Below are 20,073 nucleotides of genomic sequence, written 5' to 3' on the forward strand. Positions count from 1 at the left end.
CGGCGCCCGGTCCGAGCGCCGGCGATGGGCGCCGGACCGGCCAGGGACCTGGCGTCCCGTCGCGCGCCCGTCTCGTCAAAACGGCCGGCGAGGGTGAATACTGAATGCCGTTCGGTAATCCCGTGAGCGGAGGATCAACGGTGTCCGAGAAATTCTCCATGACCATCGACGGCCAGGCCGTGGACGCGCCCGCGACCTTCGGTGTGATCGACCCGGCGACCGGGGAGGTGGCCGAGCAGGCGCCCGATGCCTCCCGGGAGCAGCTGGACGCGGCGATGGCGTCGGCGCAGGCCGCCTACGCGGAGTGGCGCCGCGACGAGTCCGTACGGCGCAAGGCGCTGCTCGCGGCGGCCGACCTCATGTTCGCCAGGTCGGAGGAGATCGGCCGCATCCTGACCCTGGAGCAGGGCAAGCCGCTGGCCGACGCGACCATGGAGGTCGTCGGCGCCGGCGTGTGGCTGAAGTACTTCGCCGAGCTGGAACTGCCCCGCGAGGTCATCCAGGACGACGACAACGCGCTGGTCGAGGTCGTCCGCCGCCCGATGGGCGTCGTCGCCGCGATCACCCCGTGGAACTTCCCGCTGCTGCTGGGGATCTGGAAGCTCGCCCCGGCGCTGCTCGCGGGCAACACGATGGTGCTCAAGCCGTCGCCGTTCACCCCGCTGTCCAGCCTCAAGCTCGGTGAGGTGCTCCGCGACGTCCTGCCGCCCGGCGTGCTGAACGTCGTCACCGGCGGCGACGAGCTCGGCGCCTGGATGACCTCGCACGACGTCCCCCGCAAGATCAGCTTCACCGGCAGCGTCGCCACCGGCAAGCGGGTCGCCGCGGCCGCGGCGCCCGACCTCAAGCGCGTCACGCTGGAACTCGGCGGCAACGACCCGGCGATCGTGCTGGACGACGCCGACCCGGCCGCCATCGCCGACAGGGTCTTCGGCGGCGCGTTCCAGAACAACGGGCAGGTCTGCTCGGCGATCAAGCGCGTGTACGTCCCGGAGGCCCTCTACGGCGACGTGGTGGACGCCCTCGCCGAGCGGGCGAAGGCCGCCAGGGTCGGCAACGGCATGGAGGAGGGCGTCCAGTACGGGCCGATCAACAACAGGGCGCAGTTCGAGCGGGTGAGCGAGCTGGTCGCCGACGCGCTCGCCGGCGGCGCCCGGGCGGCGGCGGGCGGCAAGCCCATCGACGGGCCGGGCTACTTCTTCGAGCCCACGATCCTCGCCGACATCGAGGACGGCGCCCGCATCGTGGACGAGGAGCAGTTCGGCCCCGCGCTGCCGATCGTGAAGTACACCGACGTCGAGCAGGCCCTCGCCCGCGCCAACGGCACCCACTTCGGGCTGTCCGGCTCGGTGTGGGGCGCCGACGCCGACCGGGCCGCCGAGATCGCCGGGCGGCTGGAGTGCGGCACCGCCTGGGTCAACACGCACCTGGCGCTCGCCCCGAACCAGCCGTTCGGCGGGTTCAAGTGGAGCGGCATCGGCGTCGAGAACGGCCCGTGGGGCCTGTACGGGTTCACCGAGATGCAGGTCGTCCACCGCTCCAAGCACTGACCGGCCCATGCGGCGGGGCCCGGCGCCGGGACGCCGGGCCCCTACCCGTTTCCGCCCCGTCTCGCATCTGCGAGAGGTCACGACTTCGAGGCCCGAAAGTGACATGGCCACTACTGGCGGTCGGCCACCGCGATGGCACACTTTCTGGGGCGGGGGTCGTGCCACCGCACCGCCGACCGTGGAGGCCCGGATGCAGACCTGGGACGTCATGCGCCAAGACGACATCGGCAACACGTTCCACGTGGCCGCGCACGACTCGCGGATCTCGGCGCTGGCGCAGATCCTGGTCTTCGAGAGCGGCGTCCGGCACCGGCAGGAGTACTGGGTCGAGGGCCCGCCCGGGCCCGCCGTCCGCACCAACCGCGACCTGTACCTGGTGTTCCTGCAACTGGGGCAGGAGGCCAGGGCGGCGTCCTGGTCGCTGTCGGGGTTCCTGCGGGCGCTCTGGAAGGTCAGCGCCCCGCTCGCCGACCGGCCGCGGCTGGAGCCCGACGACGTGGCGGCGATGTTCGCCGCGGCGTCCATCACCCCGCCCGTCGACTTCGACCCGGCGTGGAGCGGCAAGGACCTGTCCCTGCCCGGCGACGAGCCGGACGGGTACGCCGACTGGGAACGGGTGCTGCTCTCCCAGATCGCCGATCTCGAGGACTTCCTGACCACTCCCCCGGGCCCGCAGGCCAGGTTCGGCGTGGACGCGCCCCGCCCGCCGGGCTCCGGCGCCCGCGCCACCCCGGCCCGCTGGTACAACTTCGACCCCGCGACCTACCTGGAGTGCGCCGTCGCGGGAAGCCTCGGCGGCTGGGACGCCGCCGACGGCGCCCGCGTGCCGCTGCCCACCCGGCCCGGGGAGCCGCCGGCCCGCTCCTACGTCCGCACGATCACCACCATGACGTGGGACGACCTGGCCCGCATCGCCGTGTGCGGCCAGATGTACGAGTAGCCGGATCCGTCGGGCCCGTCTGGTAGGACTGGGAACATGAGCGACAGGCCGGTCCAGTTCAGCGACCGGGACGGCTGGTGGCTGGCGCGGGCGCGGCCGCATCCCGCGCTGCGCCCCTTCCTGGGCTCCTACGACGGCTACTGGGAGACCGTCGCCGTCCCGACCCGGACGCGCACCCTGCCGACCCGCACCGCCGTCGTGATCATCAACCTGGGGCCGCCGCTCTACCTGGAGGTCCCCGACTCCGGCGTCCGCAGCCGCGAGTACGGGTCGTTCGTCGCCGGGATGCACGACGGGCACGGCATGTACGTCAGCCCCGGCGGGCAGCGCGGCATCCAGCTCGACGTGACCCCGCTCGGCGCGTACACGCTGTTCGGCGTCCCGATGGCCCGCCTGACCAACGCCGCCGTCGACCTGCCCGACCTGCTCGGCCGCGGCGCGTACGCCCTCGTCGAGCGGCTCGGCGCCGCCGCGTCCTGGGGCGAGCGGTTCGACGTCCTCGACGGCTTCCTGCTGCGCCGCCTGGAGGCCGGTCCCGTTCCCGACCCGGAGGTCACCAGGGCGTGGCGGCTGCTGAACGGCGACCTCGCGGTGACCGTCGCCGACATCGCCGCCGACGTCGGCTGGAGCCGCAAGCATCTGACGCACCGGTTCCGCGAGCAGGCCGGCCTGCCGCCCAAGGTGATGGCGCGGGTGCTGCGCTTCCAGCGAGCCGTCGAGGTGCTGGCCGGCGGTGCCGGGTTCGCCGAGGCCGCGTTCGCCTGCGGCTACTACGACCAGGCCCACCTGAACCGCGAGTTCCGCGCGCTCTCGGGGTGCACCCCCACCGAGCTCATCGGCGGGCGGCTGGAGCAGCAGCGCGTCAGCACCCTCGCCGAACCCGCCTGACGGGCGCCGCGGGGGGTGGCCGCGGCCCCCGGCGGAGGAGGGTCGGGCGCCGCCGGGGGGACGGCTCCTCCTACTGCTGGCGCACTCCCCCGCCGAGGTTCATCACGATCACGCCCACCACGATGATCGCCGCACCGGTGATCGTCACCGGTTTGACCGGCTCCTTGAACAGCACCACGCCGCCGGCGAACGCCCCGACCGTGCCGAGCGCGGACCAGATCGCATAGACGGGACCGACGTTCAGCGACACCAGCGCCTTGGCCATGAACACGAACGAGATCAGGTATCCGGCCACCACCACGATGGACGGCACGAGCCTCGTGAACCCCTCCGAGGCGCGCATCGCCAGCGTCGCCGTGACCTCGAACGCGATCGCGAAGGCGAGCAGCACGAACGGCATCAGCGGCCCTCACCCTGCTCGGCGGCGACCGCCTCGAAGACCCTCATGTCCGCTTCGAACTGCGTGCCGGGACGCGGCCAGTGCAGCGCTATCTCGGTGATGCCGAGTTCCGCGTAGCGGCCCGCCAGGTCGGCGAACGAGCCGGGCGAGTCCAGCCACGGCTCCCCGCTGAACCCCGTCATCAGGATGCGGTCGTCGATCCTGCGGCCCTCCGCCTCGCAGGCCGCGTCGAGCGCCGCCAGCCGGGAGCGCACGACGTCCTGCGGCTCCCTGCCCTCGGCGTGGCCGCCGGTCACCCACCCGGTGCCGTACCTGGCGGCGACCCGCATGCCCCGCGGCCCGTCCCCGGCGATCACGAACGGCACGCGCGGGCGCTGCACGCAGCCCGGCTCCGAGACGACCTCCCGGGCCGTGTAGTACGTCCCCTCGAACGTCGTCTCCGGCCCCCGCAGGAGCAGGTCGAGCAGCTCGACCCACTCGGCGAACCGGGAGGCGCGCTCGCCCGGCGTCCACTCGTCCCCGCCGAGGACGCCGGCGTCGGAGGTGCGTCTGACGCCGCCCGACCCGATGGCCACCGACAGCCGCCCGCCGCTCACATGGTCGATCGTCTTGATCGCGTGCGCGGTGGGCACGGGATGGCGGAAGTTCGGCGAGGTGACCAGCGTGCCGAGCCGCACCCGGGAGGTGACCGCGGCCGCCGCGGCGAGCGTCGTGTAGGCGTCGTACCAGGGCGTCGTGCCGCGCCACGCGAGATGGTCGTACACCCAGGCGTGCCGGAACCCGAGATCCTCGGCGCGCCGCCACAGTTCCCCGGCCTCCGGCCAGGACCGCATCGGCCACATCACCGTACCGATCCTCGGTGTGCCGGTCACCGGCCCCTCCCCTCTCCCCGACTCCCCGGGACGTCCCCCGGGCTGATCACACCGTCCCAATAGATCACGACCGGGCCTGCGCGAGCCAGCGGTGCAGCGCCCACCACCAGTTCGCGGCGCGGGACACCGCCGCCCCCGACGACGGGTCCAGCAGCGGCCGCCCCGTCAGCTCCTGCAGGCGCCGGATACGGTACTTGACCGTGTTGCCGTGGACGTGGAGGACGGCGGCGGTCGGCTCGATCCGCCCGCCGTGGTCGAGGTAGGCGAGCCCGGTCTCGGCCAGTTCGACATGGAACGGGTCGTCGGGGTCGAGACCGGCCGGCAGCGCGGCGGCGAGCAGCCCGCCGAGTTCCGGTTCCGCGTCGGTGGCGGTGAGCAGCGCGAGGTCGGTGAGCTCCCGCATCCCGGCCAGTCGGGCGGACGCGCCCGCCCGCAGCGCCCGCCGCCCCAGCGCGTACATCGGCGCGATCGCGGTGGGGCGGGCGGGCGGCGCCGCCACCAGGAGCGGACCGGCCGGCCCGCCGGTCGTGCCCCGCGGGTCGGGGAGCCGCTCGACCAGCGCCACGAGCCGCCCGTCGACCAGCCCGCACAGCCCCGGCCCCGCGGCGAGGAGCTCCGCCTCCAGCCGCGCCGCGACCGCCGGGTCGCTGACGTCGGAGACCACGCAGTGGTAGGCGCAGGACGGGTCGAGCGGAGCGAGCACCGGGACGGACTCGCCGTGCAGGAGCTGCCGGAGCATCTGCACGCGGCCCTCCCGCACGGTGCGGGCCATCTCCAGCTCCGCGACCCGGTGCGCGTGGACCATCCGGTGGACGAGCGCCGTGGTGATCTCGTCGATGCGGGTGACGCCGTCGAGCAGCACGGCGTCCGGCACGCCGCTCCGGCGGCCGTCGGCGACGAGCGTCCGGACGAGATGGGCGCGGCCCGCCTGGAAGCCGTCCAGGAACGCCGCGACCGGCACGCCCTGCCGGGCCCGGTCCGAGCCGAGCCGCTCCGCCGCGGCCAGGACGTCCTCGCCGGGCCTGCCGCTCCGCACCGCCGCGAGCACGCCCCGCACGAGCGCGCGGGTGTGCCGCCTGGTCTCCTCCTCGGGCAGCGCGGCCACCATCTCCGACTTGCTCCGCGCGGCGCGGACGGTCGCCTCGATCACCGCCGGATCGTCGGTGCGGTCGGTCAGCAACCGCAGGAACCGGTCGCCCGCACTGGCCTCCATCCCCCCATTCTGCGCCCTGGTTGTCCCGGCCGGACAACCGGCCGTGCAGCATTTGGACGGCCCCGGTCTAGCCGAACCGCCGGACGTTGGTGTTCGGTGGTGCAAACGACCTCAAGGAGTGCTCCGATGTCCGAGGAAGACGAGTTCCTGGAGAAGCTGCCGACCGACTTGATCTTCCGGCTGCCTCCGTCGTTCGACGACGCCGAGGGCGAGCGCCGCCATCGCAAGGAGCGCCTGACCGCCGCGCTGCGCATCTTCGGCAAGTTCGGGTTCGAGGAGGGCGTCGCCGGCCACATCACCGCCCGCGACCCCGAGCGCACCGACCACTTCTGGGTCAACCCGTTCGGCATGTCGTTCAAGCACATCAAGGTCAGCGACCTCATCCTGGTGAACCACCAGGGCCAGGTCGTCGAGGGCCGCTACCCCGTCAACGAGGCGGCGTTCGCGATCCACTCGCAGGTGCACCAGGCCCGGCCGGACGTCGTGGCCGCCGCGCACAGCCACTCCACGCACGGGCGGGCGATCTCCGCGCTCGGCCAGAAGCTGGAGCCGATCACGCAGGACGTCTGCGCGTTCTACCAGGACCACGGCCTGTTCGACGACTACACCGGCGTCGTCACCGACCTGGAGGAGGGCAAGCGCATCGCCGCCGCCCTCGGCGACACCAAGGCCGTCATCCTCCGCAACCACGGCCTGCTCACCGTCGGCGACACCGTGGACGCCGCCGCCTGGTGGTTCATCACCATGGAACGCTCGTGCCAGGTGCAGCTCCTCGCCAAGGCCGCCGGGCAGGTCGTCCCCATCGAACACGACAACGCCGTCCTCACCCACGGGCAGATCGGCAACGACCTCGTCGGCTGGATCAACTACCAGCCCCTCTACGACCAGATCACCCGGGAGCAGCCCGACCTGTTCGAGTGACCCGCGGACCCGGCGCGGGGCGGCGCCGCGCGATCGGTCATCATCGGGGGCATGGACCTGCGTGTTGCGCTGATCGGATACGGCACCGGCGGCTCGGTGTTCCACGCCCCGCTGATCTCGTCGGTGCCGGGAATGCGGCTGGCCGCGGTCGTGACGGGGAACCCGGGCCGGCAGGAGGCCGTCCGCGAGCGGTACCCGGAGGCGGAGGTGCTCGGCAGCGCCGACCGCCTCTGGAGCGCGCCGGAAGGCTATGACCTGGTCGTGGTCACGGCGCCGAACCGGCAGCACGTCCCGCTGGTGCGGTCGGCGCTGACCTCGGGTCTCCCGGTCGTGGTGGACAAGCCGGTGGCGGCCTCGGCGGCGGACGCCCGGTCGCTGGCGGCGCTGAGCGCGGTGCGGGGGCTGCCGGTGTTCCCGTTCCACAACCGGCGCTGGGACGGCGACTACCGGACCGCCCGGCGGCTGATCACCTCGGGCGCCCTCGGCGACGTCCGGCGGCTGGAGTCGCGGTTCGAGCGCTGGCGTCCCGGGGTGAAGGCGGGCTGGAAGGAGAGCACCGACCCCCGCGACGCGGGCGGCATCCTGTTCGACCTCGGCTCCCACCTCATCGACCAGGCGGTCACGCTGTTCGGCCGCCCGGAACGGGTGTACGCCGAGATCGACACGCGCCGCCAGGGCGCGCACACCCCCGACGACGTGTTCGTGGCCCTGGCCCACCCGGGCGGAACCCGCTCCCACCTGTGGATGAGCGCGACGGCCGCGCAGTTCGGCCCGCGGTTCCGGGTGCTCGGAAGCCGCGGGTCCTACACGGTGTCCGGCATGGACCCGCAGGAGGAACAGCTCCGCGGGGGCCTCACTCCCAAAGAACCCGGCTACGGCATCGCACCCCCGGATGCGCACGGCATGCTCGGCGTCCCCGGCGAGGAGGCCGCCGAACCGACCGAGCCCGGTGCCTACCACGACTTCTACGCGGGCGTCGTCCGCGCCCTCCGCGACGGCGCTCCCCCTCCGGTGACCCTCGCCGACGCGATCACCGGCCTGGAGGTCATCGAGGCGGCGGCCCGCTCCGCCGGCGAGAACGCCGTCGCCGCTCTCGACGATCAGTAGCGCAGGTCGGCCAGCACCCCGTAGTGGTCGGACGGGACGACGCCGTCCACGGGCCGCTCGCCGATCAGCTCGCAGCGGACGGGATGGCCGGCGCCGCCCGCGCGCGGCCACGCCGAGAAGACGTAGTCGATCCGCCGGTCGGGCCACAGCACGGGCCTCGTCCAGTGGTTGGCCCGGCTCCAGGTGTGCCCGGCGGTGCCGTCCCCCGCCATCTCCCAGGCGTCGTAGAAGACCACCCCGGGCGCCGCGGCGGCCGCACGCCCGGTCAGCATGCGGATCTCGTCGGAGTCGGGTGCCGCGTTGAAGTCCCCGCACACCACGACCGGCGCGTCGGTCCGCCCCGCCTGGCGGACGAAGCCGCCGAGGGCGCGGACCTGCTCCTGGCGCTGCGCGCTGTGGCCGAGCTTCCACCCGAGGACGGTGCCGAAGACGTGCACGGGGCCGCGCGGCCCTTCCGCCCTGGCGTGCAGGGCGTGGCCGGAGTCGAACTGGTCCTGCTGGAAGCCGAGCTGCTGGCGTCCGACCTGGCCGAGGGGCCAGCGGGACAGCAGCGCGATCCCCGACCTGCCCGGTCCGGCGGCGGACGGGGCGCCGCGGAACACGGTGTGCGGCAGGCCGAGCGCCTCCGCGAGCCGGTCGGCCTGCGCCTCGTCGTCGTCCTCCCACGCCTCGGCCAGGACGACGATGTCGGGCTCGGCGTCCCGGAGGGTCGCGATGATCGCCGCCTCGCGTTCGCGCCAGGGGCCGTGGCGGTCCCAGACGTTCCAGGTGGCGACCCGGACCGTGGTCTCGATCTGCGGGCCGTACGGCTGCTCGATGTCATAAGGCATGACGCGAGCGTCTCAGTGCGTGCGCCGGGCCGCCAGGATCGCGGCCGGGGATCAGAGGACGGAGACGTGGATGTGGTCGTAGTGGTTCTGCGTGATGCTTCCGCGGTCCTCCATCTGGCGCCAGCCGCCGCTGCTGCGGAAGTCGTAGATGCGCTGCTTCCAGATGATGTACTTGAGGCCCATCCGCGAGGCGTTGTTGATCAGGTACTGGGCGACACTGTCGCCGTGCGCCTGGGCGGAGGCGCTCGGCATACTGCCGCCGGTGCTCTCCATGAAGTCGCAGGCGGTGCCCGAGCCGTGGTCCTGCGGGTCGCCGGGACGCGAGCAGCCGATCGTGGGGAACGCGCCGAACCTGCCGTCGATCTCCACGAGGACGCTGCGCATGCGCGCGGTCATGGAGTTGCCGACGATCGGGGACTTGGTGCCGCTCGCCCCGTCGGGACGGCCGCTCCCGCCGCCCGCGGGCGCCTGCGTCCGCGTCACCTGGGGCTTGTACTTGGCCAGCAGCTTCTTGACGCGGGTGCGCTGGCTCTTCAGGTCCTTGATCTCCTTCTCGACCGCGTCGAGCTTCTTGCCGGCCGTCTCCTTCGACTGCTCCGCCTTGGCGGTGAGGGTCTGCAGGTTCTCCAGGCGGCGGTCGTTGTTGCGGCTGATGTGCTCGATGACGGCGGCGTCGTGGACGGCGGCGCCCGGCTCGGCCGAGGAGATGATCGGGATCACGTCGAGCCGGCCGGTCATGTAGGAGGTGGAGGCGAGGCGGGCGACGGCGGCGCGGGCCTCGTCGTACTCCCGGTCGACGCGGGCGGCGTCCGCGCCGGCGCGCTCGGCTGCCTTCTTCGCCTCCTCCAGCGTGACGAGCTCGCCGCGGTACTCCTTGGACAGCTTCTCGGACTCCGCCTTGAGCTTGGCGTACTTCTTCTTCAGGTCGTCGTCCGGTGCCTGGGGGAGGCTCGCGGCGCTCGCGGCGCTCCCGGAGGCCGGAGGCAGCGCCACCGCGACGCCCGCCGCGAGGGCCAGCGCCGCCAGGCGCCGCGACGTTGTGCGCCCGCCCGTCGCGCGAGCCGTCCTGCCGGGGGGATCGAAGGCCGCCACAGATCACTCCTAGATAACAAAGCTCAAGATTGGCGGCACGTTACCACAATCGCCCATTTAGCCTCAGAAGCTTCAGTAAACACATGGAGTCACCCCCGGGCTACCGGTCGGCCACGCGCCCGGAGGGCCCCGCCACGAAGGGCCGGCACCGCGCAAAGGCCGAGGGCCGGACCGCCGTGCGGCGGCCCGGCCCCCTGCCCCGGCGTCGCCGGAAGGCCCCCTCGCCCTCGGGTTGGAGGGGCACCTCCGGTCACGGCCCGACGAGTTCCTCCCAGCGCGGGATCCGCGGCCGGGACAGCAGCCGCAGACCCGCCTCGGCGACCGTCCGGTCCCCCTTGCGGTTGTTGCACCGGCCGCAGGCCAGGACGGTGTTCTCCCAGGTGTCCCCGCCTCCGCGCGACTTCGGGTGGACGTGGTCGATGGTGTTGCCGCGCTTGCCGCAGTAGCAGCAGCGACCCCGGTCGCGCAGGTACACGCCGCGCTTGCTCCACGGCGGGCGCCTGCCGTGCCGCCAGCGCATCGCCACGTATCGGACGAGCCGCAGGACCCGCGGCACCGGGAACCGGCCGAAAGTCCGGCCCTCCTCGGCCTCCTCGACGACCGCCACCTCGCGCACCAGCATGCGGATGGCGTGCCGCAGGTCCACCCTTTGTAAGGGCTCGTACGACGCGTTCAGGACGAGCACGTTCACCGGGTCACCTCCCAACCCCATGTGCCGCTCCCCCGCCAGGATTCGAACCTGGATATCCGCATTAACGGTGCGGCGTTCTGCCGTTGAACAACAAGGGAATGCTTCGGCAATTCTGGAGGCCTCCGGGCATTCCCGGAAGCCTCCATAAGAGTGCCGACGCGGGGCCGCGGAGGCAAGGTGTTTTAGGTCCCGGCGCCCGCCGGACCCGCCCGGCGGGCCGTCAGGGCACGGTGGTCACGGCACGGTGGGGAGGGCGGAGGCGGCCGCCTGGTATTCCATGGACTCGCGTTCCATCCGGAAGCCGAGTTCCTCGTTGACGGCGAGCATGTGGACGTTGTCGCCGGCGTTGTCGGTCTCGATCTCGCGGACGCCGGGGCGCGCCTCGGCCAGCCATTCGAGCATGGCAGCCTTCACCCAGATGCCGAGGCGCCTGCCGCGGTGCTCGGGGACGACGGCGGTGTCGTACTGGGCGGCGCGGCCGGTGCAGCCGTCCGGGACGACGACCTCGGTGAACCCCGCGATGACGCCGCCGGAGAGGGCGGCGACGGTGTACAGGTCGTCGCCGCGCTTGGCGACGACCTCGGCCATCTCGCGGACGCGGTGCGCGTCCCAGGGGGTCCCCTCGTACTCGGCGAGGTCCGCCATGGCGTGTTTGGCGCGGGCGAGCGCGGTGGCGTGCTCGTCCGGCACCACGCCCTGCCAGCGGACCAGGTCGTAGCCGGCGTGCTCCTCGGCCAGGAGGCGGGCGACGTGCCCGGCCGGGACGTCGTCCAGCCGCAGCAGCATGCCGCGCAGGGTCAGGACGCATTCGAAGCCGTGCGACTCCAGGAACGGGACGGCCGGGGTGCCCGCCAGCACCTGCGCGATCACGCTGGTGCGTCCGTCGGCGCGCAGCCCTCCGGCGGCGGCGGCGAGGAGGCGGCCGCCGAGACCGCGGCGGCGATGTTCGGGCCGGACCCGGATGTCGATCTCGGCGGGACGGCCGGTACCGGGCTCGCCCGGCAGCCGGAGCGCCGCCACCGCGGCCATGTGCTCGCCGTCGGTCACGGCCCACAGCCGCCGCCGTGCCCCGGGCTCGGAGCCGAGCAGCAGCCGGGCCGTGCGTTCCGGGTCGGGGGCGGGCTCCGCCGCGGGGTCGGCGGCGTGGACGGCCGTGAGCACGCCGTGCCACTCCCGGATCTGCACGTCCGCCGGATCATCGAGTGCGATGACGTCCATCCGACTGTTGTACCTGATCGTCGCGCGGCGTGGCCTGGACCCTCGGCAACCGGGGGTTTCGGTCGGCGGGAACGGCGGTCAGCAGCCGCGCGAGAACACCTCCAGGATGCGCTCGGCGGCGAGGGCGGGGGTGAGGGCGCCGTCGGCGACCTCGCGTTCCAGCCGCGGCGCGAGCTTCCGGACGTCGGGATGCGCGTCCAGTTCGGTGAGGAGCCGCTCGCGGACCATCGCCCAGGTCCAGCCGACCTGCTGCCGCCGCCGCCTGGTCTCCAGCTCGCCGGATTCGCGCAGCCGCTCCTGGTGCTCGACGAGCCTGCCCCACACCTCGTCCAGCCCGGTGCCCTCCTTGGCGCTGCAGGTCAGGACGGGGGTGTCGCGGATCCGCTCGTCGCTGCGCAGCAGCCGCAGCGCACCCGACAGTTCGCGGGCGGCGCGCTTGGCCTCCATCTTGTGCTCGCCGTCGGCCTTGTTGACGGCGATGACGTCGGCCAGCTCCAGGACGCCCTTCTTGATGCCCTGCAGCTGGTCGCCGGTGCGGGCGAGGGTGAGGAACAGGAACGAGTCGACCATGTCGGCCACGGTGGTCTCGGACTGGCCGACGCCGACGGTCTCGACGAGGACGACGTCGTACCCCGCGGCCTCCATGACGACCATCGCCTCGCGGGTGGCCTTGGCGACGCCGCCGAGGGTCCCCGCGGTGGGCGAGGGGCGGATGAACGCCTCCGGGTCGGTGGCGAGGCGCTGCATGCGGGTCTTGTCGCCGAGGATGCTGCCGCCCGTCCGGGTCGAGGACGGGTCCACGGCCAGGACCGCGACCTTGTGCCCCTCGCCCGTCAGGCGGGTGCCGAGCGCGTCGATGAACGTGGACTTGCCGACGCCCGGGACCCCGGTGATCCCGACACGGCGGGCGTTCCCCGCGTGCGGGGTCAGCTCGACCAGCAGCTTCTGCGCGAGGTCCCGGTGGTCGGGGCGGCTCGACTCCACGAGCGTGATCGCCCGCGCGATCCACGCCCGCGACCCGTCCAGGACCCCGGCCGCGTAGTCGTCGAGGCCCGGCTTCACTTGTTCGCGTGGCCCAGCGCGGCGGTCAGCTCGTCCAGCAGGCCGATCGCCGCGTCCGCCAGGACCGTGCCGGGCGGGAAGATCGCCGCGGCGCCGGCGGCGCGCAGCTCGTCGAAGTCGCCCGGCGGGATGACCCCGCCGACGACGATCATGATGTCGCCGCGGCCGAGCGCGGCCAGCTCCTCGCGCAGCGCCGGCACCAGCGTGAGGTGGCCGGCGGCGAGGGAGTTGACCCCGACGATGTGCACGTCGGCCTCGACGGCCTGCCGGGCGACCTCGGCCGGGGTCTGGAACAGCGGGCCCACGTCGACGTCGAAGCCCAGGTCGGCGAAACCGGTCGCGATCACCTTCTGGCCGCGGTCGTGGCCGTCCTGGCCCATCTTCGCGACGAGGATGCGGGGGCGGCGCCCCTCGGCGTCCTCGAACGCGGCGGTCGCCTCACGGGCCTTCTCGATCGCGGTCACCTGGCCCGCTTCCTCCCTGTACACCCCCGAGATCGTGCGGATCTGCGCGGCATGCCGGCCGTACGCCTTCTCCAGCGCGTCCGAGATCTCGCCCACGGTCGCCTTGGCGCGGGCGGCGTCGATGGCGAGGGCCAGGAGGTTGTGCTCCAGGCCGGGCTCCCGGGCCCCCTTCTCCGCGGCGTCGGCGGCGCGGGTCAGCGCGTCCAGCGCGGCCAGCGCCGCGGGCTCGTCGCGCTCCTCGCGCAGGCGGCGCAGCTTGTCGATCTGCTGCGCGCGGACGGACGCGTTGTCGACCTTGAGGACCTCGATCTCCTGCTCGGTGTCCGGGCGGTACTTGTTGACGCCGATGACGGGCTGCCGGCCGGAGTCGATGCGGGCCTGGGTGCGGGCGGCGGCCTCCTCGATGCGGAGCTTGGGCAGCCCCTCGTCGATCGCCCTGGCCATGCCGCCGGCGTCCTCGACCTCGGTGATGTGGCCCCAGGCGCGGCGGGCGAGGTCGTAGGTGAGCCGCTCGACGTAGGCGCTGCCGCCCCACGGGTCGATGGTGCGGGTCGTCCCGGACTCCTGCTGGAGGACGAGCTGGGTGTTGCGGGCGATGCGCGCCGAGAAGTCGGTCGGCAGGGCGAGGGCCTCGTCCAGCGCGTTCGTGTGCAGGGACTGGGTGTGACCCTGCGTGGCGGCCATCGCCTCGATGCAGGTGCGGGCGACGTTGTTGTAGACGTCCTGCGCGGTGAGGGACCAGCCGGACGTCTGGGAGTGCGTCCGCAGCGACATTGACTTGGGGTTCCGCGGGTCGAACGTCTTCACCAGCCGCGCCCACAGCAGCCGGGCGGCGCGGAGCTTGGCGACCTCCATGAAGAAGTTCATCCCGATCGCCCAGAAGAACGACAGGCGGGGCGCGAACGCGTCGATGTCCAGGCCCGCGTCGCGTCCGGCGCGGATGTACTCGACGCCGTCGGCGAGGGTGTAGGCCAGCTCCAGGTCGGCCGTGGCCCCGGCCTCCTGGATGTGGTAGCCGGAGATGGAGATGGAGTTGTACTTCGGCATCCGCTGCGAGGTGAACGCGAAGATGTCGGAGATGATCCGCATCGACGGCTGCGGCGGGTAGATGTAGGTGTTGCGGACCATGAACTCCTTGAGGATGTCGTTCTGGATGGTCCCGGCCAGCGCCTCCGGCTTCACCCCCTGTTCCTCCGCGGCGGCGATGTAGAGCGCGAGGACGGGCAGGACCGCGCCGTTCATGGTCATCGACACGCTCATCCTGTCCAGCGGGATGCCGTCGAAGAGCTGCCGCATGTCGTAGATGGAGTCGATCGCCACGCCCGCCATGCCGACGTCGCCGGAGACGCGCGGGTGGTCGGAGTCGTAGCCGCGGTGGGTGGCGAGGTCGAACGCGACCGACAGGCCCTTCTGCCCGGCCGCGAGGTTGCGCCGGTAGAAGGCGTTGGACTCCTCGGCGGTGGAGAACCCGGCGTATTGCCGGATCGTCCACGGCTGCGTCGCGTACATCGCCGGGTAGGGGCCGCGCAGGTACGGCGCGACGCCCGGGTAGGTGTCGAGGAAGTCGAGCCCGGCCAGGTCGTCGCCGGTGTAGAGGGGCCGGACGCCGATGCCCTCCGGAGTCTCCCAGGTCTGGGCCTCGGGGTCCGTGCCGATCGTGCCGGCGACCGCGGCGCGCCACCGCTTGGCGGCCTCGTCGGCGGAGGGCGCCGTCCCGAGCTCGATCTCGGTGAAGTCGGGGATCATTCGTTCACTCCCAGATCGTGGAGGGTGGTCTCCAGCGCCTCGATCGCGTCGCATCCCGCGTACACGACGGCGTCGACCCCCTCATGACTTCCCTTACCCGCGAGCCAGACCTTCACCGCACCCGCTTCGCGCAGAACCCGCGCCGCCTCCGCGGCCTGCTCCTCGTACAGCCGGTCGCTGGAGCAGATGCAGGCGACGGACGTCCCGGACGTCCCGAACTCCTCGGGTGCGCCGGTGACCGTCTCGATCCCGCCCGCCTGGAAGAGGTTCGCCGCGAACGACGCGCGCGCCGTGTGGACGGCGATGGGCCCGAGCGTGGCGAGGAAGACCCGGGGACGGGCGCCGGTCGCCTCGGCGTGGGCGTCGGAGCGGTCGCGGAGGGCCTCGAAGTCCTGCGCGTACGTGACGGCGGGGAGCCCGCCGCGCGGTTCCCGGGGCGCCGGCGCCCGTTCGGGCAGGGTCTCGGCGAGGTTGGGGAACTCGCTGATGCCGGTGAGCGGCGCCTTGCGCCGGGCGATGTCGGCGCGGCGCCGCGCCCACGTCGCGGCGAGCCGGTCGGCGACGAGCCCCGATTCGAGGGCGGCGGCGAGGCCCCCCGCCTTCTCGATCTCGGTGAACCAGGTCCAGGCGGCCTGGGCGAGTCCCTCGGTGAGGCTCTCGGCGTACCAGGAGCCGCCGGCCGGGTCGACGACGCGGGCGAGGCTCGACTCCTCCAGCAGCAGCGTCTGGGTGTTGCGGGCGATGCGGCGGGCGAAGTCGTCCGGCAGCCCGAACCGGGCGTCGAACGGCTGGACGGTGACCGCGTCGGCGCCGCCCGTCCCGGCGGCGAACGCCGCGATCGTGGTGCGGAGCATGTTCACCCACGGGTCGCGCCGCGTCATCATCGCCGACGACGTCACGGCGTGGACGCGCGCGGCCGTCCCCTCGGCCGCCCCGCTGACCTCCGCGACCCGCGCCCACAGGCGGCGGGCGGCGCGGAGCTTGGCCATCGAGGAGAACTGGTCGGCGGTCACGGCGAGGCGGAACTCGATCTGCCCGAACGCCTCGTCCACGCTCAGGCCCGCGCCGGTCAGCGTGCGCAGGTGGGCGACGCCCGCCGCGACGGCGGCGCCCAGTTCCTCCGCGTCGCCGCCGCCCGCGTCGTGATACGGCGTGCCGTCGGCGACGACGGCGCGCAGCCTCGGGAACTCGCGGACGCAGCGGACGGCGAGCGCGGCGGCCTCGTCCGGCGAGCCGGGCGTGCCGGTGCGCGCGGCCTGCCCGAGCGGGTCGGCGCCGAGGTTGCCGGACACGTCCGCCGCGTTCCCGCGCTCGGCGGCCAGGGAGAGGAACGCCTCCGCGGCCTCGGCCGTGCGCTCGCCCGCTTCCAGGACGACCGGCGCGAGGTCCAGCAGCACGCCGCGCAGCGCCTCGGGGAGCCCGGCGACCGGCAGCCCTCCGTCGCCGAGCCGCAGCCAGACGGAGGTCGCGCCGTTCTCCAGGTCGGCGAGGACCGCCTCCCGGGTGACCGCCGGATCGGGGTGCGCGTGCCGCTGCCGGACGTCCCATCCGGCGATGCCCTCGCCGTCCGGCCGCACCTCGCGGACGAAGGGGGCGAGGCCGGGGCGCCCCGGCGGGGCGTCGCCCCGCGCGTAGAGCGCGGCGATCGGCACTCCGTCGTACGACTCGCGGGTCAGCAGACCCTCGATGTCGTCGAGGGGGGTGTCCTCCGTCGCCGCGCCGGACTTGCGCAGCACCCCCTTCACCATCTCCCGCCACCGGTCGCGTTCGGCCAGGGGGAAGGCGGCTGCCAGTTCGAGTTCCTCAGGCGGCACCGTCATGCCCTGGATCGTAGGCGAGCGACCGAATCCGGCTCTGAAGCGGGTCCCGGTGACCAGAACCTGCGCGCGGGACCGGGCGCGCCGGACCGGTGCGCCGGTTAGCGGTGCGGCGCACGGGAAGGGGCAGCCCATGACCTTGGATTCCCTCCCCGGTGACCTCTACCACATGCAGGAACTCCTCGACGAGCGCGAGAAGGAGATCGTCGGGCGGGTGCGCGCCTTCCTGGAGTCGAAGGTCGCGCCGATCGCGAACGACTGCTGGGCGCGGGCGAGGTTCCCGTTCGACCTGATCCCCCAGTACGGGGAGCTCGGCATCGCCGGGCTCCCCCACGACGAGTGCCCCGGCGAGAAGCCGAGCAGCCTGCTCACCGGGTTCCTTGCGATGGACATGGCCCGCGTCGACCCGTCCATGGCCACGTTCTTCGGCGTCCACTCCGGCCTCGCCATGGGCAGCATCGGCCGGTGCGGCTCGCCCGAGCAGCGCGAGCGGTGGCTGCCCGCGATGGGGCGGATGGAGAAGATCGGCGCGTTCGCGCTCACCGAACCGGAGGGCGGATCGGACGTGGCGCTCGGGCTGCGCACCACCGCGCGCCGCGACGGCGACACCTGGGTGCTGAACGGCGCGAAGCGGTGGATCGGCAACGCGACGTTCGCCGACCACACCGTCGTCTGGGCCAGGGACGAGGCGGACGACCAGGTCAAGGGGTTCGTCGTCGGCAAGGACACACCCGGCTTCACCGCCACCCGGATCGAGAACAAGATCGCGCTGCGGACCGTGGAGAACGCCGACATCGTGCTGGCGGACTGCCGCGTCCCGGAGGCCGACCGGCTCGCGGGCGCGAACGGCTTCAAGGACACGGCGGCGATCCTGCGCCGGACGCGCAGCGGTGTCGCCTGGCAGGCCGTCGGCGTCATGCTCGCCGCCTACGAGATCGCCCGCGTCTACGCGCTGGAGCGCGAGCAGTTCGGCCGTCCGATCGCCAAGTTCCAGCTCGTCCAGGACCTGCTGGTCAAGATGCTGGGGAACACCACCGCCTCGCTCGGCATGGTGGTGCGGCTCGCCCAGCTCCAGGACGAGGGCCTCTACCGCGACGAGCACTCGGCGCTCGCCAAGGCCCACTGCACCACCCGGATGCGGGAGGTCGTCGGCTGGGCGCGCGAGCTGATGGCCGGCAACGGGATCGTGCTCGACTACGGCATCGGCCGGTTCGTCGCCGACGCGGAGGCGCTGTACTCCTACGAGGGCACCCGGGAGATCAACACGCTGATCGTCGGGCGCGCGGCGACGGGGCTCGGCGCGTTCGTCTGACCGCCCCTCCGGTAAGGGTCTACGGCATACCCCGGAAGGGCACCCGGCGATGGGCGTTGCTAGAGTTCGGCGTCGTCAGCCCCCAACGGAACCTGTGAGGAAGACGAACGCATGTCGACAGGCAGCCACGCCGGGCGCCCCAAGTCCTGGGTCGCCGTGGCCATCATCTTCACCGGTTTCGTCGTCGGCGGCGTGGGCATCGTCATGGGCCCCGACTGGATCGTGTTCGGGGTCGGGGCGGCCCTGGTCGCGATCGGCGGCATCTTCGCGCTGGCCGTCGACATCATGACCGACGTCGTCGTCGACGAGCCCAGGCGGTAGCAGGATGTTCGGCCGCCCTCCCATCGAGGAGCGGATCGCCGCCCGGCAGCGCGAACGCGGGCCGCTCGAGCCGGGCACCGTGTTCCCGCACGCCCCCGCCAAGATGCTGTTCTTCTTCAGCATCGGCGTGGTCGTGGTCACCCACCTCATCGCGCTGTCGCTGTACTTCTTCGAATAGGCCCCGTCTCTGGTTAAGGCGGGTCAAAAGCGCGTCAAGAAGATTCCCGGGACCGCTCCAGGCCCGTCCGGCGGGTGCGAACGGGGCGGCGGCAACGTACGGTCGAAGTGATGTGGCCGCCTGCGTCGCCCCCGAGCCAGAGGTGGTGGGATGGCCCTGCGATTCGGAATCGAGGAAGAGTACTTCGTCGTCGATCCCGTCTCACGGGAGGTCGTCCCCCGCGCCGCGGCCGTCGTGCGGCGGGCCACCGCGGCCCTGGGCGAGCGCACCTCCACCGAGCTGGTCGACTTCCTCGCCGAGGCCAAGACGCCGCCGTGCGACGACCTCGACAAGCTCGGCGAGCAGATCCGCTCGATGCGGTCGGCGATGGCGGCCGCCGCCGCCGCCGAGGGCGTCCGGCTCGCCGCGACCGGCACGCCCGTGCTGGGCGAGGTGATCCCCGCCCCCATCAGCGCGGGCGCCCGCTACGCCGAGAGCCTCGCGGTGTACCGGGGCCTGGACGACGAGCAGAGCATCTGCTCGTGTCACGTCCACGTCGAGATGCCCGACCGCGAGCGCGCGATCCAGGTCGGCAACCATCTGCGTCCCTGGCTGCCGACGCTGGTGGCCCTGGCGGCGAACTCGCCGTACTGGGCGGGCCGCGACACCGGCCACGCCTGCTGGCGCGTGATGGCCTGGGCGCGATGGCCGGTGGCGGGCCCGCCGCCGTTCTTCGAGTCGTCGGCGCACTACGACGACCTCGTCGGGACGCTGCTGGGCTGCGGCGCCCTGATGGACACCGGCACGATCTTCTGGGACGTCAGGCCGTCGGCGCGGCTGCCCACCGTGGAGATCCGGCTCGCGGACGTCGCCCCGACCGCCGAGGACGCCGCCGTGTTCGCCGCACTGATCCGGGCGCTCGTGCAGGTCTCGGCCGCGGCGGTCGACGCGGGTGAGCGGGCGCCCGACCCGTCGCAGGAGATGCTGCGCGCGGCGTACTGGCTGGCCGCGCGGGACGGCCTGGCCGGGACGGGAGTGGACGTGTGCACGGGCCGTCCCGCCGGTTTCCGGGAGCTGGCGGCGGACCTGCTGGCGCATGTGCTGCCCGCGCTGCGCGACAGCGGGGACCTCGGCGCCGTCGTCCGCGGCGTCCGCCGCCTCCTGACGGGCGGGACCGGCGCCGAGCGGCAGCGGGACGCGTACCGCAGGCGCGGCCGTCTGACCGATGTGGTCGACGCCGCGATCCTGCGGGATCGGTGATCGCGACGGAAGCGATTCGACGGTCCGCGGAAGCGATTCGATGATCTCGGCGTGTAACTTTACGGTCTTCGCCCGTTTTTCGGTGGTCCTCAGCGGGTACTCGTGAACTTGGCCGTTCTACGGCCGCCGTGACCGCCTGACCTCGGGGGACATGTGCACGGGTCCGTTTCGCGCGGCCGTCCCCCGCCACGTACGCTCGAACCGATGCACGT

19 protein-coding genes and 1 tRNA gene are annotated in these 20,073 nt (G+C 73.1%); 9 read left to right on the forward strand and 11 right to left on the reverse strand.

Annotated features, from left to right (window positions below):
• The first annotated feature begins 140 nt into the window (after positions 1-140).
• From ACGFIS_RS22595 to ACGFIS_RS22605, 3 genes are all read left to right on the forward strand, one after another.
• The gene (locus ACGFIS_RS22595) at positions 141-1,550 is read left to right on the forward strand and encodes an aldehyde dehydrogenase family protein (RefSeq protein WP_392972368.1); all 1,410 of its coding nucleotides are present in this window, start codon (positions 141-143) and stop codon (positions 1,548-1,550) included.
• Between the two features lie 190 nt (positions 1,551-1,740).
• The gene (locus tag ACGFIS_RS22600) at positions 1,741-2,490 is read left to right on the forward strand and encodes a hypothetical protein (RefSeq protein ID WP_392906796.1); all 750 of its coding nucleotides are present in this window, start codon (positions 1,741-1,743) and stop codon (positions 2,488-2,490) included.
• Between the two features lie 36 nt (positions 2,491-2,526).
• Positions 2,527-3,378 carry a helix-turn-helix domain-containing protein gene (locus ACGFIS_RS22605; RefSeq protein ID WP_392906797.1) on the forward strand — a complete coding sequence of 284 codons (852 nt, stop codon included), beginning with the start codon at positions 2,527-2,529 and terminating at the stop codon, positions 3,376-3,378.
• Between the two features lie 70 nt (positions 3,379-3,448).
• On the opposite strand, the gene ACGFIS_RS22610 is transcribed toward ACGFIS_RS22605, so the two are convergent.
• The 3 genes from ACGFIS_RS22610 to ACGFIS_RS22620 all read right to left on the reverse strand — a co-directional run bounded on the left by ACGFIS_RS22610 (position 3,449) and on the right by ACGFIS_RS22620 (position 5,863).
• Positions 3,449-3,778: a DMT family transporter gene (locus ACGFIS_RS22610; protein ID WP_392906798.1), complete on the reverse strand. Its 330-nt coding sequence runs from the start codon at positions 3,776-3,778 to the stop codon at positions 3,449-3,451.
• Positions 3,778-4,650, reverse strand: a complete 873-nt coding sequence (locus ACGFIS_RS22615) for an LLM class flavin-dependent oxidoreductase (protein WP_392972370.1) — start codon at positions 4,648-4,650, stop codon at positions 3,778-3,780. The genes ACGFIS_RS22610 and ACGFIS_RS22615 overlap by 1 nt, the downstream gene beginning before the upstream one ends.
• A gap of 64 nt (positions 4,651-4,714) precedes the next feature.
• Positions 4,715-5,863: a helix-turn-helix domain-containing protein gene (locus ACGFIS_RS22620; protein ID WP_392906802.1), complete on the reverse strand. Its 1,149-nt coding sequence runs from the start codon at positions 5,861-5,863 to the stop codon at positions 4,715-4,717.
• Positions 5,864-5,989: 126 nt separating this feature from the next.
• Between ACGFIS_RS22620 and ACGFIS_RS22625 the strand changes: the two genes are divergently transcribed.
• Complete coding sequence (locus ACGFIS_RS22625) at positions 5,990-6,784, forward strand: class II aldolase/adducin family protein (RefSeq protein WP_392906803.1); 795 nt, start codon at positions 5,990-5,992, stop codon at positions 6,782-6,784.
• Positions 6,785-6,835: 51 nt separating this feature from the next.
• Positions 6,836-7,891, forward strand: coding sequence for a Gfo/Idh/MocA family oxidoreductase (locus tag ACGFIS_RS22630; RefSeq protein WP_392906805.1), 1,056 nt, complete (start codon positions 6,836-6,838; stop codon positions 7,889-7,891).
• Here ACGFIS_RS22630 and ACGFIS_RS22635 read toward each other — a convergent pair.
• From ACGFIS_RS22635 to ACGFIS_RS22670, 8 genes are all read right to left on the reverse strand, one after another.
• The gene (locus ACGFIS_RS22635; RefSeq protein WP_392906806.1) at positions 7,885-8,721 is read right to left on the reverse strand and encodes an endonuclease/exonuclease/phosphatase family protein; all 837 of its coding nucleotides are present in this window, start codon (positions 8,719-8,721) and stop codon (positions 7,885-7,887) included. The two genes, ACGFIS_RS22630 and ACGFIS_RS22635, sit on opposite strands and share 7 nt — an antisense overlap.
• Before the next feature lie 51 nt (positions 8,722-8,772).
• Entirely contained in the window at positions 8,773-9,813 is a 1,041-nt protein-coding gene (locus ACGFIS_RS22640; protein ID WP_392906807.1) for a coiled-coil domain-containing protein, read from the reverse strand.
• Positions 9,814-10,063: 250 nt separating this feature from the next.
• Positions 10,064-10,525 carry an HNH endonuclease gene (locus ACGFIS_RS22645; protein WP_392972372.1) on the reverse strand — a complete coding sequence of 154 codons (462 nt, stop codon included), beginning with the start codon at positions 10,523-10,525 and terminating at the stop codon, positions 10,064-10,066.
• A gap of 6 nt (positions 10,526-10,531) precedes the next feature.
• Positions 10,532-10,602 (reverse strand) — tRNA-Asn (locus ACGFIS_RS22650).
• Positions 10,603-10,738: 136 nt separating this feature from the next.
• The gene (locus tag ACGFIS_RS22655) at positions 10,739-11,722 is read right to left on the reverse strand and encodes a GNAT family N-acetyltransferase (protein ID WP_392972374.1); all 984 of its coding nucleotides are present in this window, start codon (positions 11,720-11,722) and stop codon (positions 10,739-10,741) included.
• Between the two features lie 78 nt (positions 11,723-11,800).
• The gene (gene meaB, locus ACGFIS_RS22660; protein ID WP_392972376.1) at positions 11,801-12,784 is read right to left on the reverse strand and encodes a methylmalonyl Co-A mutase-associated GTPase MeaB; all 984 of its coding nucleotides are present in this window, start codon (positions 12,782-12,784) and stop codon (positions 11,801-11,803) included.
• Positions 12,781-14,994, reverse strand: a complete 2,214-nt coding sequence (scpA, locus tag ACGFIS_RS22665; RefSeq protein WP_392906811.1) for a methylmalonyl-CoA mutase — start codon at positions 14,992-14,994, stop codon at positions 12,781-12,783. Before scpA ends, meaB begins: the two co-directional genes overlap by 4 nt.
• A complete protein-coding gene (locus ACGFIS_RS22670; protein WP_392906812.1) occupies positions 14,991-16,814 on the reverse strand; it encodes a methylmalonyl-CoA mutase family protein in 1,824 nt (607 codons plus the stop codon). Before ACGFIS_RS22670 ends, scpA begins: the two co-directional genes overlap by 4 nt.
• Before the next feature lie 130 nt (positions 16,815-16,944).
• On the opposite strand from ACGFIS_RS22670, the gene ACGFIS_RS22675 reads away from it, so the two are divergent.
• The 4 genes from ACGFIS_RS22675 (at position 16,945) to ACGFIS_RS22690 (ending at position 19,861) form a co-directional block, all read left to right on the forward strand.
• A complete protein-coding gene (locus ACGFIS_RS22675; protein ID WP_392906813.1) occupies positions 16,945-18,123 on the forward strand; it encodes an acyl-CoA dehydrogenase family protein in 1,179 nt (392 codons plus the stop codon).
• A 111-nt stretch (positions 18,124-18,234) separates the two neighbouring features.
• Positions 18,235-18,444, forward strand: coding sequence for an HGxxPAAW family protein (locus tag ACGFIS_RS22680; RefSeq protein WP_392906814.1), 210 nt, complete (start codon positions 18,235-18,237; stop codon positions 18,442-18,444).
• A 4-nt stretch (positions 18,445-18,448) separates the two neighbouring features.
• Complete coding sequence (locus tag ACGFIS_RS22685) at positions 18,449-18,622, forward strand: hypothetical protein (protein WP_392906815.1); 174 nt, start codon at positions 18,449-18,451, stop codon at positions 18,620-18,622.
• A gap of 150 nt (positions 18,623-18,772) precedes the next feature.
• The gene (locus ACGFIS_RS22690) at positions 18,773-19,861 is read left to right on the forward strand and encodes a glutamate--cysteine ligase (protein ID WP_392906816.1); all 1,089 of its coding nucleotides are present in this window, start codon (positions 18,773-18,775) and stop codon (positions 19,859-19,861) included.
• Positions 19,862-20,073 lie beyond the last annotated feature (212 nt).

The organism is Spirillospora sp. NPDC048824 (genome assembly GCF_043198455.1).
GTDB lineage: Bacteria > Actinomycetota > Actinomycetes > Streptosporangiales > Streptosporangiaceae > Spirillospora.

Coding starts and splice junctions, on each gene's coding strand:
- ACGFIS_RS22600 (WP_392906796.1), top strand. CDS start 1,741: ATGCAGACCTGGGACGTCATGCGCCAAGACGACATCGGCAACACGTTC.
- ACGFIS_RS22605 (WP_392906797.1), top strand. CDS start 2,527: ATGAGCGACAGGCCGGTCCAGTTCAGCGACCGGGACGGCTGGTGGCTG.
- ACGFIS_RS22610 (WP_392906798.1), bottom strand. CDS start 3,778: ATGCCGTTCGTGCTGCTCGCCTTCGCGATCGCGTTCGAGGTCACGGCG.
- ACGFIS_RS22620 (WP_392906802.1), bottom strand. CDS start 5,863: ATGGAGGCCAGTGCGGGCGACCGGTTCCTGCGGTTGCTGACCGACCGC.
- ACGFIS_RS22625 (WP_392906803.1), top strand. CDS start 5,990: ATGTCCGAGGAAGACGAGTTCCTGGAGAAGCTGCCGACCGACTTGATC.
- ACGFIS_RS22630 (WP_392906805.1), top strand. CDS start 6,836: ATGGACCTGCGTGTTGCGCTGATCGGATACGGCACCGGCGGCTCGGTG.
- ACGFIS_RS22635 (WP_392906806.1), bottom strand. CDS start 8,721: ATGCCTTATGACATCGAGCAGCCGTACGGCCCGCAGATCGAGACCACG.
- ACGFIS_RS22645 (WP_392972372.1), bottom strand. CDS start 10,525: ATGGGGTTGGGAGGTGACCCGGTGAACGTGCTCGTCCTGAACGCGTCG.
- ACGFIS_RS22655 (WP_392972374.1), bottom strand. CDS start 11,722: ATGGACGTCATCGCACTCGATGATCCGGCGGACGTGCAGATCCGGGAG.
- scpA (WP_392906811.1), bottom strand. CDS start 14,994: ATGATCCCCGACTTCACCGAGATCGAGCTCGGGACGGCGCCCTCCGCC.
- ACGFIS_RS22670 (WP_392906812.1), bottom strand. CDS start 16,814: ATGACGGTGCCGCCTGAGGAACTCGAACTGGCAGCCGCCTTCCCCCTG.
- ACGFIS_RS22675 (WP_392906813.1), top strand. CDS start 16,945: ATGACCTTGGATTCCCTCCCCGGTGACCTCTACCACATGCAGGAACTC.
- ACGFIS_RS22680 (WP_392906814.1), top strand. CDS start 18,235: ATGTCGACAGGCAGCCACGCCGGGCGCCCCAAGTCCTGGGTCGCCGTG.
- ACGFIS_RS22685 (WP_392906815.1), top strand. CDS start 18,449: ATGTTCGGCCGCCCTCCCATCGAGGAGCGGATCGCCGCCCGGCAGCGC.
- ACGFIS_RS22690 (WP_392906816.1), top strand. CDS start 18,773: ATGGCCCTGCGATTCGGAATCGAGGAAGAGTACTTCGTCGTCGATCCC.